The organism is Streptomyces sp. CA-250714 (assembly GCF_050936705.1).
Classification (GTDB): domain Bacteria; phylum Actinomycetota; class Actinomycetes; order Streptomycetales; family Streptomycetaceae; genus Streptomyces.
On the sequence record NZ_JBNJMI010000001.1, the window covers coordinates 2918069 to 2931890 of the forward strand.

The 13822-nt window shown below is 70.8% G+C and carries 11 protein-coding genes and 1 pseudogene; 3 read left to right on the top strand and 9 right to left on the bottom strand.

From position 1 onward, the window contains the following. Positions 1–337 precede the first annotated feature (337 nt). The 3 genes and pseudogenes from ACQEU8_RS12855 to ACQEU8_RS12865 form a co-directional block, all read right to left on the bottom strand. On the bottom strand, positions 338–463 hold the full coding sequence (locus ACQEU8_RS12855) for a lasso RiPP family leader peptide-containing protein (protein WP_433100005.1): 126 nt from the start codon (positions 461–463) through the stop codon (positions 338–340). 237 nt (positions 464–700) lie between these two features. Further along, positions 701–1576 (bottom strand): ABC transporter permease, encoded by an 876-nt coding sequence (locus ACQEU8_RS12860; RefSeq protein ID WP_433100007.1) that lies wholly within the window; start codon positions 1574–1576, stop codon positions 701–703. After that, positions 1563–2462 (bottom strand): annotated as a pseudogene (locus tag ACQEU8_RS12865) (ATP-binding cassette domain-containing protein); the annotation flags it as partial. The gene ACQEU8_RS12860 and the pseudogene ACQEU8_RS12865, both read right to left, overlap by 14 nt. A 212-nt stretch (positions 2463–2674) precedes the next feature. Between ACQEU8_RS12865 and ACQEU8_RS12870 the strand changes: the two are divergent. After that, complete coding sequence (locus tag ACQEU8_RS12870) at positions 2675–4105, top strand: sensor histidine kinase (RefSeq protein WP_433100009.1); 1431 nt, start codon at positions 2675–2677, stop codon at positions 4103–4105. After that, positions 4102–4788, top strand: a complete 687-nt coding sequence (locus ACQEU8_RS12875) for a response regulator (protein WP_433100011.1) — start codon at positions 4102–4104, stop codon at positions 4786–4788. Before ACQEU8_RS12870 ends, ACQEU8_RS12875 begins: the two co-directional genes overlap by 4 nt. A 183-nt stretch (positions 4789–4971) precedes the next feature. Here ACQEU8_RS12875 and ACQEU8_RS12880 read toward each other — a convergent pair whose 3' ends face one another. The 5 genes from ACQEU8_RS12880 to ACQEU8_RS12900 all read right to left on the bottom strand — a co-directional run bounded on the left by ACQEU8_RS12880 (position 4972) and on the right by ACQEU8_RS12900 (position 12123). Beyond that, a complete protein-coding gene (locus ACQEU8_RS12880; protein ID WP_433100013.1) occupies positions 4972–5655 on the bottom strand; it encodes a response regulator transcription factor in 684 nt (227 codons plus the stop codon). A gap of 204 nt (positions 5656–5859) precedes the next feature. After that, positions 5860–7875 (bottom strand): ATP-binding SpoIIE family protein phosphatase, encoded by a 2016-nt coding sequence (locus ACQEU8_RS12885; protein ID WP_433100015.1) that lies wholly within the window; start codon positions 7873–7875, stop codon positions 5860–5862. Between the two features lie 327 nt (positions 7876–8202). After that, entirely contained in the window at positions 8203–10788 is a 2586-nt protein-coding gene (locus ACQEU8_RS12890) for a SpoIIE family protein phosphatase (protein WP_433100017.1), read from the bottom strand. A gap of 170 nt (positions 10789–10958) precedes the next feature. Next, positions 10959–11171, bottom strand: coding sequence for an SPOR domain-containing protein (locus ACQEU8_RS12895; RefSeq protein WP_433100019.1), 213 nt, complete (start codon positions 11169–11171; stop codon positions 10959–10961). 199 nt (positions 11172–11370) lie between these two features. Next, a complete protein-coding gene (locus ACQEU8_RS12900) occupies positions 11371–12123 on the bottom strand; it encodes a GntR family transcriptional regulator (RefSeq protein WP_433100022.1) in 753 nt (250 codons plus the stop codon). A 322-nt stretch (positions 12124–12445) separates the two neighbouring features. Here ACQEU8_RS12900 and ACQEU8_RS12905 point away from each other — a divergent pair, with 322 nt between their 5' ends. After that, positions 12446–13039, top strand: a complete 594-nt coding sequence (locus ACQEU8_RS12905; RefSeq protein WP_433100024.1) for a hypothetical protein — start codon at positions 12446–12448, stop codon at positions 13037–13039. 45 nt (positions 13040–13084) lie between these two features. Here ACQEU8_RS12905 and ACQEU8_RS12910 read toward each other — a convergent pair whose 3' ends face one another. After that, on the bottom strand, positions 13085–13729 hold the full coding sequence (locus tag ACQEU8_RS12910; protein ID WP_433100026.1) for a dihydrofolate reductase family protein: 645 nt from the start codon (positions 13727–13729) through the stop codon (positions 13085–13087). Positions 13730–13822 lie beyond the last annotated feature (93 nt).

The following is a 13822-nucleotide window of genomic DNA, read 5'->3' on the forward strand; positions in this document are numbered from 1 at the left end:
GTCCAGCACTTCTCCTGGTGCGTGGCAGCAGACGTACGGCAACGAGATCGGCCTGGCAGCCGACAAGGGCGTGACCACGGGGGCACCTCGCGGGGGGGGCGCCCCGCAAGGGGCGCGGGGAACTGCGCGACAAGCCACAACACAACTGGCAGCCTGCGGACGTCAGCCAAGAGCCCCCCTTCCCAGCGCAGGGGAAGACAGGCAAGTCCGCCAGGCCCCAGACCGGCGGCCGGTCACCCCTCATGGTTAGAAGGACGAAGTCCGAAACCGCCGTGGCCGGGAAGACCACTTCCCGGCCACTCACTTACATCGGCTCAGCCATGCATTCGCACGACCGTCAGATGCACCACAGCGCGCGGCCGCACCCGAGGAAGTCGGGGCAGTCGCCCGACGGCAGGCACTGCGTCAGTTCCTCGAAGTCGCCGAGCTCGGTCAGGGCCGGGGGCTCGTAGGTGTACTCCATGGGATCCTCCGTGAGAGTCATCGGTCGGTTGGGCGATGTCGGCCGATGCACCGCCGTAACCCGTGAACACCCTCGACGTTAAGTGCCCTCGTGTCCCTGCGACTTGGGACAGTGGTCCCGTATGTGTCCCGTTGTTCGGTCCCGGATGTGTCCCTTACTCCCGCCCCGTCGGGCTCCTCCCTCCACCCGTCGGCTCCTCCCCCCAACTGCGTGTTCGCCCCTCCCCGGCCCGAGCCGTCACACCTCCCTGCGCCGGAACGTGAGCCAGCCGATGAGCAGGGCCAGCGCCGTCCAGCAGACGACGACGAGGATGCCGCCCCACGGGCCGAGGGACGGGTCCGCATCGGCGCCGACCTTCAGGGCCTGGATGCCCGCCTTGTCGGGCAGATAGCGCGCCGCGTCCTTCAGCCCGGGCACGGCCTGGCTGAGGGGCGAGACGGCGAACAGGAAGACATACATGGCCCCCAGCGCGAACGCCGTCGAGCGCACCGCGGTCGCCACCCCGAACGCCAGCAGCGCTATCAGCGTCAGATACACCGCCCCCAGCGCCATGCCCCGCAGCACGCCTGGCTCGTCCAGCGAGACGCCGTACTCGCCGAGCCCCACCTGGTCCAGGAGCCAGGACAGCACCACGGTGACCGCCGCCAGGGGGAGCGTCACGGCGACGCACACGGCGGCCTTCGCCAGGAACAGCCGACTGCGCCGGGGCACTGCCGCGAGGGAGACCCGGATCATGCCGCTGCCGAACTCACCGGTGATCAGCAGCACTCCGAAGGCGACGAGCCCCAGTTGCGTGTACCAGACGATGTTGAAACCGGAGTCCACCGGGTTGAAGTCCGGGCGGACCCTGCCGTTGTCGGCCTCGAGGGCGTTGGCGACCGAGAGGCCGGAGATCAGCGCGAGGCCGGTGCTGACCACGAAGGTGGCCGCCAGCACGGCGAGCGTGGAGCGCAGGGTGCGGGCCTTCGTCCACTCCGCGCGGATCGCCGACAGCATCGCGTTGCCGCGCACCGCCGGAGGACCGGAAACCCGGGACGAGCCCGCGGAACCGGACGAGCCCGACGAGCCGGAGGAGCCCGAGGATGCGGCGGCTGTGGTTTCAGAGGACACCATGACCGGCACCTCCCCGCAGACCGGCACCACTGCCGGCCATGAACTGCGTATCGCGTGCGGTCATCTCCAAGAACGCCTCCTCCAGCGAGGTCGACTCCCCTGCCAGCTCGTCGAATCCGATGTCGTGAGCGCGGGCCAGCTTCGCCACGTCTCGGCTCTCCAACCCGGTCACCCGAAGGGTGCCGTCCGGCTCGGGCTCGGCCTCGGCGCCTGCCTCACGCAGCAGCCCGCGCAGCCGTTCGGGTTCGTGGCTGCGGATACGGACCACGCTGCGGCAGTGCTCTGCGGTGAAGTCGGCCAGGCTGGTGTCGGCCAGCAGTCTGCCGCGCCCGATGATGACCAGATGGTCGGCGGTGACGGCCATCTCGTTCATCAGATGGCTGGAGAGCAGCACCGTGTGCCCGGCTGCGGCCCGCTCCTTGAGCAGGTTGCGGAGCCAGTGCACGCCCTCCGGATCGAGACCGTTGACCGGCTCGTCCAGCAGCAGCACATCCGGGTCGCCCAGCAGCGCGGCGGCTATGCCCAGCCGCTGGGACATGCCGAGCGAGAAGCCGCCCGAGCTGCGCCCCGCCACGTCGGAGAGGCCGACCATGTCGAGCACCTCCCGCACCCGCGACCGCGGGAGGCGATGGGTGTGGGCGAGCCACAGCAGGTGGTGGTAGGCGCTGCGAGTGCGCTGGGTCGACTTCGCCTCCAGCAGCCCCCCGACGCGCAGCAGCGGGTCGGCCAGCTCCCGGTAGGGCTTGCCGAACAGCAGGGCCTGTCCCGCGTCCGGCTCACCGAGACCGAGCAGCAACCGCAGCGTGGTGGACTTGCCCGCACCGTTGGGGCCGAGGAAGCCGGTGACCTTTCCCGGCCGCACCACGAAGCTCAGATCGTCGACGGCCCGGGTGGGGCCGTAGGACTTGGTCAGATGCTGGACTTCAATCACGCATCGAGCATCGCGCCGGGCACACCCCGCACACATCGGACCGGGCTCCGAAGTTTCCACCACGACCGGGGGTGGACGGCCACCGGGCCGAACAGCACGCTTCCTACCGTGGTCTGACCGACCGTGGTCGGACGTGCGGAAGGCGGGGTGCGGGCTACGGTGTGCGAGTGACCGGTGACTCCGGGAAGGGCGACGAAGGACAGCGTCGCGGTTGGGTGCAGGCCAGGCTGACCCGGCGGCAACTCGTGGCATGGGACGGTGCCGCGGCGCTGGCTTTCGCGCTGCTCTACTCCGTGCTGTCCCCCGTGCAGCACGGAGCCACAGCCTCCGCCGCGCCCGCCGCGCTCCGGGTGCCGCTCGTCCTCGCCATGAGCCTGCCGCTGGCGGTGCGCCGCGTATGGCCGCGCAGCGTGCTGCTGGTGGTCGTCGCGGCGTCGGCGGCGGCCGCGGTGCTGGACGTGCTCCTGGAGCCGTTCCTCGCGGTGGCGTACGCGCTGTACGCGGTTGCCGTGACCACCGCCAAAGCGGGGCGAGTGGTGCGGTGGGTCGTCGTCGGCGGCAGTGCGCTGATACTGCTCGTACTCCTCGCCGGCGGCACACCGTCGGCCACCTTCGACGCGGGGCTGCCCGCCTGGCTGTCCGGTCTCATCGTGTGCGGGCTGACCTGGGCCTCCGGGCAGGCCATCCGGGAGCGGCGCGCCTACGCCGAGCGGGCGGCCCGGCAGCTGGCGCTCAACGCCGTGGCGCAGGAACGGCTGCGGATCGCACGCGAGTTGCACGATGTGGTCGCGCACCACGTCGGGGTGATCGCCGTGAAGGCGGGTGTCGCGCGCCATGTGGCGGCGGTGGCGCCCGAGGAGGCGGCCGAGGCGCTGCGGGTGATCGACCAGGAGAGCCGTACGGCGCTCCAGGAGATGCGGGGCATCCTGGGCCTGCTGCGCAACGGGCCCAACGGCGAGGAGGAGCCGCGCCACCCGGACCGAAGTCTGGCCGACGAGGCGGACGTCCACGCGCTGGTGCGCCGGGCGGGTGAAGCCGGCGTAGAGGTGGAGCTGAGCACCGTGGGGCTCGGCAGGCTGCCGGACGGGGTGGCCCGGGCCGGGCACCGGGTGGTGCAGGAGGCGCTGACGAACGTCATCAAGCACGCGGCTCCCTGCTACTGCCGGCTCGCCCTGACCGCCGGGCCCGAGCAACTGCGGCTGGAGGTCATCGACGACGGCGGGCAGTGGCACAGCCACCACAGAAAGGGCGCGGCTCACCGGGGGGCGCTCGCGACGGCTCTCGGCACGCGTCCGGGGCCGGGCGACACGGCCGGGCCCGGGGCCGGATCAGGCGCCGGGCACGGGCTGATCGGAATGCGGGAGCGCGTCGCTATGTACGGCGGCGAGCTGACGGCAGCTCCCGTGCCGGGCGGCGGTTTCGCGGTGCGTGCGTGCATCCCGCTGCACGGGCGGCAGGCCTCGCCGAAGGATGCCGTACAAGAGGCCACCCACGCCACACAGGCCGCACAAGAGGCCGCACAGGCCACACAGCCCGCACAAGAGGCGGCGCAGCAGCCCGCGCAGGCCCCGACTCAGGAGGCGTCACAGTCGAGATGAGCAATCCCCCCGTACCGGTCAGGGTGCTGATCGCCGACGACCAGGAGCTGCTGCGCGAGAGCTTCCGCGTGCTGGTGAACGCCGAACCGGGTCTCGAGGTCGTAGGGCTGGCCGAGGACGGTGACGCGGCGGTCCGGCTGGCGGTGAGCGAGCGTCCGGACGTGGTGCTGATGGACGTACGGATGCCCGGTCTCGACGGGATCGAGGCGACCCGGCTGATCCGCTCGAATCCGGACGCCGAGGGGGTCCGGGTGCTGGTGCTGACCATGTTCGACATGGACTCATATGTGTTCGCCGCGCTGCGGTCGGGTGCCAGCGGCTTCCTCCTCAAGGACGTCGCCCCGGCCGATCTGGTGCGGGCGATCCGTACGGTGGCCGCCGGCCAGGGGCTGCTGGCGCCGAGCGTGACGTCCCGGCTGATCGAGGAGTTCTGCCGCCAGCCGGAGGGCGTCCCCACCGTCTCCGACAGCCTCGCTCCGCTGACGGCACGCGAACGCGAGGTGCTGCTGCTGGTCACCAGAGGGCTGTCGAACACGGAGATCGCCGCCGAACTGCACGTGTCCATGGCCACGGTGAAGACGTACATCGGACGGCTGCTCGACAAACTCGGCGCCCGGGACCGCGTCCAGTTGGTGATCACCGGGTACGAACACGGCCTCGTCACCCCGTCGAAGGGGAAATGAATACCGCCGGTACCGCGAACGTGGAACGCGGCACCGGCAGTCACTACACGTAATTCCGAGGCCCGGGTTTTACGGCCGCCAAGGGCCACCAAGGGTCGCTAAGGGCCGCCAAGCAACAACCGGCCACCTCAACGCATTTCTCACTGTCCGTGAATTCCTGGCGCGGGATTCCGCGCCAGGAATTCAGACCTCGGCTGCTTTCTGTTCCACTCCTATCCCCGCAGCCCGCGCCCGCAACATTGCGGCGTTCCGGTCGGGGACATCCAGCTTTCTGAAGAGACCCGTGATGTGGTTGCGCACTGTCTTCTCCGCGAGCACGAGGCGACGGGCGATGCGCTTGTTCTCCCAGCCCAGTGCCAGCAGTTCCAGGATGTCCCGCTCCCGCTCCGTCAGGTTGGGAAAGGCCAGCCGGCTGGGAAGCTGGGGCAGCAGTCCCAGCCCGCCGCGCAGCCCCTCGGCCACCCCCGCCCCGAAGGCCGCGCCGCCCTCGGCGAGCAGATGCACCGATCTGAGCAGCGTACGGGCGCTCACGCTCTTCATCACATACCCCATGGCGCCGGAGCGGAGCACCGAGAGAACCGCCGCCGTGCTGCCGTCGTCGGAGGCCACCAGCACCCGCGCAGCCGGGACTTGGCGCTGCCGAATCAGCGAGGCTTCGGGCGTCGGCATCCGCTGCGCCTCGGACGTCAGCAGACGTACCGTACGCACCAGCCGGGCCGGGCTCGGGCCGCCGACGAGAACCACGTCCGCCTGCGCCACGAGTTCCCCGAGCGGGGGCGGCGCCCATCCGGCGCGGCGTTCCGGAAGGCCCTGTTCCGCCACGACGGCAATAGCGCTGTCGGATTCCGCCGCCGCTCTGACTCCCATGCGATACACCGGGTCGTCGTCAAGGATTATGAGCCGCACACCCATGCAGCACCCCCCGTTTCAAGAATCACTGACCCCCGAGCGGAAATCTTATCGGGGCAGGGACCCAGAAAAAAGGGGCATCCAGACATATGTAAGGGCTCCATGCAACACCCCGAAATAGGGCGCCGCATTTCAGCCATTTACTCGAACCAAGCGCGTCACTCAGAACAATTTCAGCAACGCCTCGGTCGGATCCGGAGCCGCCCTGCCCTCCTCCGGGCGGGGCAACTGGAACCAGACGGCCTTCCCCGAGGGCACCCGGCGACTCCCCCAGCCGGTGCTGAGCAGGTCCACCAGTTGCAGACCACGGCCGCCCTCGTCGGTGTCCCGGGCCCGGCGCCTGCGCGGCTGCACCTGGCCCGCGTCCCACACCTCGCACACCAGCGTGCGCTCCAGCAGCAGCCGCAGCCGGATGTTGCCCTCGCCGTACCGCAGGGCGTTGGTGACCAGTTCGCTGACCAGCAGCTCCGCGGTGTCGCTGAGCGCGTCCAGGCCCCAGGCGGAGAGCTGTTCGCACGTCAGCTCCCGGGCCCGCGCCACCGAACGCGGCTCGGGCGGCAGCGTCCAGTCGCCGACGTTCTCCGGGTCCAGACCCTGCACCCGGGCGACGAGCAGCGCGATGTCGTCCTCACCGTGGTGCACGTTGAGGGTGCGCAGCACCCGGTCCGCGGTGTCCTCCAGCGGTTCGGTGGCGTCGGTGAGCGCCGACCGGAACCGGTCGAGCCCCTCGTCGAGCGGATGGTCGCGGGACTCGACCAGGCCGTCGGTGTAGAGGGCGAGCATCGCGCCCTCCGGCAGTTCGATCTCGATCTCCTCGAACGGCTCGCCGCCCACGCCCAGCGGCACGCCCTTGGGGACCTCAAGCAGCAGCGCGGGCTCGCCCGGCTCGACCATGATGGGCGGCAGATGCCCGGCGTTGGCGAACGTGCAGCGCCGCGAGACCGGGTCGTAGACGGCGTAGATGCAGGTGGCCAGATACACCTCGGACAGATCGGTGTCGCTGCCCCGGTGTCCCCGCTGCGGGTGCTGTCTGCGGGGGTCGCCGAGGCCGCGCGCGATCTCGTCCAGCGCGCCCAGCACCTCGGCCGGTTCCATGTCGGTGAGGGCCAGCGTACGTACGGCGGTGCGCAGTTCGCCCATGGCGACGGCCGCGCGCAGCCCGCGCCCCATCACGTCGCCGACGACGATGGCGGTGCGGTGGCCCGGCAGTTCGATGACGTCGAACCAGTCGCCGCCCACCTCGGTGGCCGGGTTGCCCGGCAGATAGCGGCAGGCGATCTCCAGCCCGGCGGCCTCCGGGTCGCCCGGTGGCAGCAGGCTGCGCTGGAGGATGAGGGCGCGCTCGTGCTCCCTGCGGTAGAGGCGGGCGTTGTCGATGCAGACGGCGGCGCGGGCCGCCAGCTCCGCGGCGAGCGCACCGTCCCGTTCACCGAACGGCTCGCTGCCCTTGGCCCTGGAGAACTGCGCGAGCCCCAGCACCCGGTCCCTGGCGACCATGGGGACGGCGAGCGTCGACTGCACCACGGCTCCGAACTGCGCCGGAACGGTGCCGTCCTGGCTGGTGATGTTCTGCACCCGGCCGGTGCGCAGCGCGATGGCGAACGGGGAGTGCTCGGCGTAGCAGTGCGTGGAGCCGACCTCCGCCGGCTGGCCCGGCTGCGCCGCGGCAACGGACGGAACGCCGTTGGCCCGGGCGCGGACGGCGCTTTCCTGGGTGGCGTCGCGCGGGCGGACCACCGTCTCGCCGGTGCGGGCTTCCTCGTCGGGAAGGCCATAGCCGTAAGGGGTGTTCGAGACGGCACTGGCGAATGCCACTCTGCGCAGTTCACCGCGTGGCGAGCCGACCGGCTTCCGGCGCCGCCGGGGCAGCTCGGTGCCCAGACGTACCTCGGGCCCCTGGCGCCGCACGGTGTCCGTCCCGCCGAAACCGGCGAAGTGCTCGGCGTCCTCGGCGTCCGACGGTCCGACAGGGCGGGGCTCGTCCCCGGCCAGCACACTTTCGTAGAGGTCGACGGAGGCCAGGTCGCAGAACTGGGGCACCGCCACGTCCAGCAGTTCGCGGGCCGTGGTCTCCAGATCCAGTGAGTTGCCGATCCGCGCGCCCGCGGCGTTCAGCAGGGCCAGGGCACGACGTACGTCGTCCTGCTTACCGGCCGCCTCCACTGGGATATCGCTCAATGCCGCCCCTTCCACTGCCGGTGCTCGCCTCCGGTCCGAGCAGTGTGGCAGCCCGGAGAGCCATCCGGAGCCCGCTCTTCCCGATCGCCACAAGTCTTCCTTGTCACGACGAGGCAACATGCGCACACCCCCGTTGTTCACGGGGGTCACCCCTGACTCCTAACCAGGGAATGCCGGATCGAACCCCAGGAGTACGCACCGGCACCGGACCGGATCGCCCGGCAGTTCCACGCCACCCCGCGCCACCGAGGCCGCCCTTCCCCGTTTCCCGTTTCGGCTGAGACCAATTCGGTTTGAGGACACGTTAAGGGCTGAGGTCGTCTCCGCTCAGGGCAACGGCAGTTCGAACCACACCGTCTTGCCCTCGGGGCCGTGCCGGGTGCCCCAGCGACGGGCCTCACTCGCCACCATCTGGATCCCCCGGCCGCCTTCCTGCTCCTCGGTGACGATGCGTTCGCGCGGCGGTTCCGGCAGCAGGTCCGACACCTCCACGATCAGCACCCCGTCGTGCCCCGCGGGGTCCCGTCCGGAGTCGCGCACCATCCGCACACCGATGGGGCCGTGGGCGTACCGCAGCGCGTTGGTGACCAGTTCGCTCACCAACAGCACACAGGTGTCCTCCAACTCCCTGAGCTCCCACTCACGCAGCGTCGTACGGACGGCCTCCCGCGCCCGGCGCACGGCATAGCTCCCGGTGGTGAACGACCAGGAGGCGGCGGTGTGTCCGGGCAGCCCGCCGAGCCGGGCCATCAGCAGCGCGACGTCGTCGCCCGTACTGAGCCGGCCGTTGACGGTGCTGCCGTGCCGGCGCAGCGAGTCGATGAGAACGTCACACGCGTCCTCGATGCCACCGCACCCGGTCTCCTCCACAGGGCCCGGCGAGACGTAAGCGCCCGCGCCGTTCCAGGTGAAGCCTTCCTCCGGTGCCGCCCGTCGGCCGTCAGGTCCGGCGAGCAGCGAGCAGACGCGGTCGATGCCCTCGGTGATGTCCTCGCCTCTGCTCTCCACGAGACCGTCTGTATAGAGGACGAGCACGCTGCCCTGCTCGATCTCCACCTCGGCCAACTGGAACTCCCCGTCCGACGCCGTACCGACGACGCCGAGCGGGGTGCCCGAGGGGATGTCGACCGGCCGGGCCCGGCAGCCGCCGTCCTCCTCGCGCGTGACGAGCAGCGGCGGCACGTGCCCGGCGCTGGCCATGGTGAGCACCCCGCACCGCTTGCCCGCCGAGGTCGGCGCCGGCTCGTAGACGGCGTACAGACAGGTGGCCATCAGCGGGTCGTCGGGCCCATGGGACAGATCGTCGCCCACAGTGCTGACGCGGGCGAGCAGTTCGTCCGGCGGCAGGTCGAGCCCCGCCAGCGTACGGACGGCGGTGCGCAGCCGTCCCATGGTGACGGCCGAGTGCAGACCGTGGCCCATCACATCGCCGACCACGAAGGCGACCCGGCCGCCCGGCAGCGGGATGACGTCGAACCAGTCGCCGCCCACCTCCGTACCGCTGCTGCCCGGCACATAGCGGTAGGCGATGCTGACCCCGGGCGGCTCGGCGATGTGCTGCGGCAGCAGGCTGCGCTGCAGCATCAGCGCGCCCTCCCGCTCCCGGGCGTACAGCCTGGCGTTGTCGAGAAAGGTTCCGGCGCGGTCGGACAGCTCCATGGCGAGCGCCCGGTCCTCGGCCACGTACGGCTCGTCCCCCTGCGCCCGGCTCACCAGCAGCAGTCCGAGCACCGTGCCGCGCGCCCGCAGCGGCACCGCCATCAGCGAGTGCACCCCCAGCTCGAACGTGGCCTCGACCTTGGGGTCGCCCGGCCGGGTCGCGCGCAGGATCTCCTCCGGAGTGGTGGCGAGTTGGGGCGCGCCGCTGTCCAGCGCCCGCCCGAGCAGCGATTCCCGCTCGTAGATGATCTCGCCGCCGAGCCGCAGCAGCCGCTCCACCCGCTCGCCGGCCTCCCGGGCCGCGAAACCGAACAACTGCAGCGGTGTGCCCACGGGGATGACGGGTTCGGGCAGATCGCCTCCGACTGCGACCTCACGGCGCAACATGACCCCCGCGTAGTCGGCGAACCTCGGTACCAGTACATCGGAGAGCGCCTGCGAGATGGCGCGGACATCGAGCAGATTGCCGAGCGCCACCCCGACGTCGTCCAGCAGCGCGAGCCGCTGCCGCGCCGCCTCCGCCTTGTTGAGCGCTTCCAGCCGCTCGGTGATGTCCATGACGGTGCAGCTGACGCCGAGCACCTTGCCGCTGCGGTCGGTGATCCGGGAGTACGAGACGGAGCGCGCGCCCCTGCCGTCCGGCGCACTGGTCACCACGTCCACGACGGAGCGGCCCGTCTCCAGCACGGCCGACTGGATCTGCATCACCTCCGCGGCCATCTCGGCGGGGAGCACCTCGGCGACCGTGCGGCCGAGCAGGTCGGCGCCGGTGGCGTTGTTCAGCCGTACGAGGGCGTCGTTGAAGCGGACGAAGCGCTTCTCGGTGTCGAAGACCGCGATCCCCAGCGGCGAGGAGGCGAACAGCGCGTCCAGCGCCGCCAGATCGTGTTCGACGGCACGGAGCCTGCTGGTCTCCATGATGTTCGCCAGGACGAACGGACGCCGGTCGGTGTCCCGCAGCAGCGAGCCGCGCCCCTCGACCTCGACGACGTGTCCATCCCGGTGCCTGATGTGCAGGATGCCGCGCCAGCTTCCGCTACGGCCGAGGCTGTTGTGGCGTGCGCGGCGCTCCGCGTCGTCGCTCTCCACGAGCTCCTCGATGGAGCGCCCGACGGTTTCCTCGGCCGACCAGCCCAGGATCTCCTCGGTCGTCGGGCTCCACAGCAGGATGGAGCCGTGGCCGTCCAGCATGACGATCCCGACGCGGAGGGTGTCGAGGAGCGAGGTCGCCTGGTCGGCGGGTTCGGTGCTCACACGGCCCACGCCCCCGGTCGGGATCTGGATACGTCCAAGATGGACCAATTATCCATATACCTGACACGGTGCGCGATCGTGCGCACACGGAGCGTCGCGTCCGCTGCCGGGGAAGCCGGATACGCAAGACCGGAGGGGGAGGGAGAGGGGACAGGGGTGGCCGGACTGCGTCAGGCGCGACTCTCGTCGCGCTCCCCGCGTACCGCGAGGCGGTCGCGGTGCTCCACGAGGTAACCCTCGCCCTGTCCGCCCAGCCGTTCGGCGAGATGCTGCGCCTCGGCCCGGGTGGCGTAACTGCCCACGCGGTAGCGGTTGCCGTGGCAGTCCTGGCGGATGAGCTGCCAGGGCAGCACCGCATCACTGTCGCCGCTCGCACTTCGCATATGCCGGAGCTTACGCCCGGCCTTCACTCACCGCATTCAGCTTTGCACATTGGGGCAGATTTTTCGGCCAGGTGTTCGCCGTCCCGGGACGAGCCGACGCTCGGGCGGGGGCGGTCCAAGGCAGGGGGAAACAGAGCGGGACAGGGCCGGACGGAACAGGGCGAGCGGGGGCCGGGGAATCGACTCTCTAAGCGGTCGGCTACTTCACCGGAAGGTGGTACGCGAGCTTGAAGCGGTCGGCGGGCACCACCACGTCCGCCGTCTCCACCGGCCGCTTGCCCGCGAAGTACGTACGCGCGATGACCAGCACCGCATGGCCGGGGACGCCGCCCAGCGCCGTCATCTCCTCGGCCCGCCCCGGACGGCTACCGACCTCCTCGGTGACGTTGTCCACCACCAGATCGATCGCCGCCATCCGCTCGACTACCCCCCGGCCGCCCAGCGGGCCCTCCTCCGGGAGCATCACCGGCGTCCGCCCCGTCACCGCCAGCGGCTCCCAGGAGGTGGAGAGCATCACCGGGTCACCGCTGACATGGAAGACGTAGCGAGTGCGCATCACCCGGTCGCCCGGCTCGATGAACAGCCGCTCGGCGATGTCCGCCGAGGCGTCCTCCTGCTCACTCTGCGACTCCCAGGTACCCTGCACCCGCTCGTCGGACTGCTCCTGACGGAAGGGGGTGCACTCGCCGAGCGAGCGGTAGCCCGTACGCGAGACCCGGCGTGCGGACGGGAGCTCGCGTACATACGTCCCGGAACCGGAGCGGCCCTCGACCAGCCCCTCCGCCATCAGCACCTTGCGTGCCTCCAGGGCGACCGTGTCGGAGACGCCGTACTCCTCGCGGATGCGGGCCTGCGAGGGGAGGCGGGCATGCGGCGGCAGGGAGCCGTCCGCGATCTTCTTGCGGAGATCCGAGGCCACACGCAGATACGCGGGCTGCTCACCGAATGGCACGTGTGCCCTCCCCGTTTCGGCCAGATACTGGGCGAAGCCGACTGGTGCAGAGTTGTTGACGGTCAGCAACAGCTTGGCAACAGAGGGTTGTTGACCGCAACGATCGGCCAAAGTTTCACCCGATGTGATGAGCGCCTGCTCAGGCCCTACACATCCGGCTTGTCCGCCCGCGCTCGACGGAGACTCCGGGAGGCGGGGGCGCGAGTCCGGACGCGCCCGGAGCACGGTGCGGGCGGGCCGCTAGAGTTCCGCGCCACTGGCCACTTCCAGCCACATCCGCACCACCGATGTCACAGCCACCACGGCCCCGGGAGAGCGCACCATGACGTTCCGGCAGCACATGAGGCAGACGGCGGCGAGCGCCCTGGCGGAGTTCCCCTCCGGGCCGGAATCCGGCCTCTATACCGTCACGTTCCGGATCGACAGCGTCGACCAGGACCCCCGGTTCCCCTACCTGGCCCTCGGCTACAACACCGAGCACGAGGTGGCCCGGCTGCTCGCGGAGCAGGCCTCGACGGAGCCATGGGACGCCCGCTGGAACTACGCCTACTTCCCGCCCTCGGGGCTGGAGGGCGTCCGCATCATCGGGCACGACGAGGAACACGACCCACGCGGCGCCGAGTTGCACCGCCGGGAGGCGCACGCGGACGGCCTCTGGTACGAGGACGACGACCCCGAGCACCTACAGGACGAACGGGCGGAGCTCCTGGATACCCGGTTCCACGAGCTGTGCGTCGACCTGGCGCGGCAGCTCCATGCCGACGGTGACCTCGTACGCGCCCTGGGGCGTCCAGTGCCCGTGGTGCTGTACGACATGTTCGCCCCGGACGAGATGTTCGCCCTCACCCGCGCCGCCAACCCACCTGAGCTGGTGGTGGACTTCCTCAGCGGGGAGCCCGCGGAGCCGGGCGCCTGATCCGGGCGGGAGCCAACGGAGCCGGGCGCCTGACCCGGGCTACGGTCAACGGCGGGTGAAGGTCATATGCGTCACCCCCGACGGTGTGGCCACGGATTCGATGTCGAACCGCTCCTCCAGCCCCTCCAGTCCGTCCCACAGCCGGACCCCGCGCCCCAGCAGGATCGGCACCACGGCCACATGCATATGGTCGACCAGATCGGCCTCCAGGAACTCGCGCACCGTGCCAGGACCGCCGCCGATCCGCACGTCGAGCCCGCCTGCCGCCTCCCGCGCCTGCCGCAACGCCTCCTGCGGTGTGGCGTCGAGGAAGTGGAACGTGGTGCCGCCCTCCATCTCGATGGACGGCCTGGGGTGGTGCGTCAGCACGAACACCGGCGTGTGGAAAGGCGGGTTCTCGCCCCACCACCCCTGCCAGGCGTGGTCCTCCCAGGGGCCGCGCTGCGGGCCGAACTTGTTCCGCCCCATGATCTCCGCGCCGATGCCCTCGTCCGTCGTAGCGGCAATGGCGTCGTCCACCCCGGTGCTTCCGCCCTTCGCCCCCTGCATCCGGCGGAACGCACGGGTCTGGATGAACCACTCGTGCAGCCGCTCACCCGCGTGCCCGAACGGAGCCTCGGCGCTCTGCCCCTCACCTGTGGCGAAACCGTCGATCGAGACGGCGAAGTTGTGGACCCGTACACGAGACATGAGGCGCTCTCCCAGCAGTGAGTGGCGTGGTGGTGGTCCCGTGCGGACTGCCGCCCCCCACGAGCCCCCCGACCCGCGCGGTGGCGACAGCTC

Excerpts from the sequence above, each read along its gene's own strand:
- ACQEU8_RS12875 (WP_433100011.1), top strand. The coding sequence starts at position 4,102 with ATGAGCAATCCCCCCGTACCGGTCAGGGTGCTGATCGCCGACGACCAG.
- ACQEU8_RS12855 (WP_433100005.1), bottom strand. The coding sequence starts at position 463 with ATGGAGTACACCTACGAGCCCCCGGCCCTGACCGAGCTCGGCGACTTC.
- ACQEU8_RS12905 (WP_433100024.1), top strand. The coding sequence starts at position 12,446 with ATGACGTTCCGGCAGCACATGAGGCAGACGGCGGCGAGCGCCCTGGCG.
- ACQEU8_RS12880 (WP_433100013.1), bottom strand. The coding sequence starts at position 5,655 with ATGGGAGTCAGAGCGGCGGCGGAATCCGACAGCGCTATTGCCGTCGTG.
- ACQEU8_RS12860 (WP_433100007.1), bottom strand. The coding sequence starts at position 1,576 with ATGGTGTCCTCTGAAACCACAGCCGCCGCATCCTCGGGCTCCTCCGGC.
- ACQEU8_RS12895 (WP_433100019.1), bottom strand. The coding sequence starts at position 11,171 with ATGCGAAGTGCGAGCGGCGACAGTGATGCGGTGCTGCCCTGGCAGCTC.
- ACQEU8_RS12910 (WP_433100026.1), bottom strand. The coding sequence starts at position 13,729 with ATGTCTCGTGTACGGGTCCACAACTTCGCCGTCTCGATCGACGGTTTC.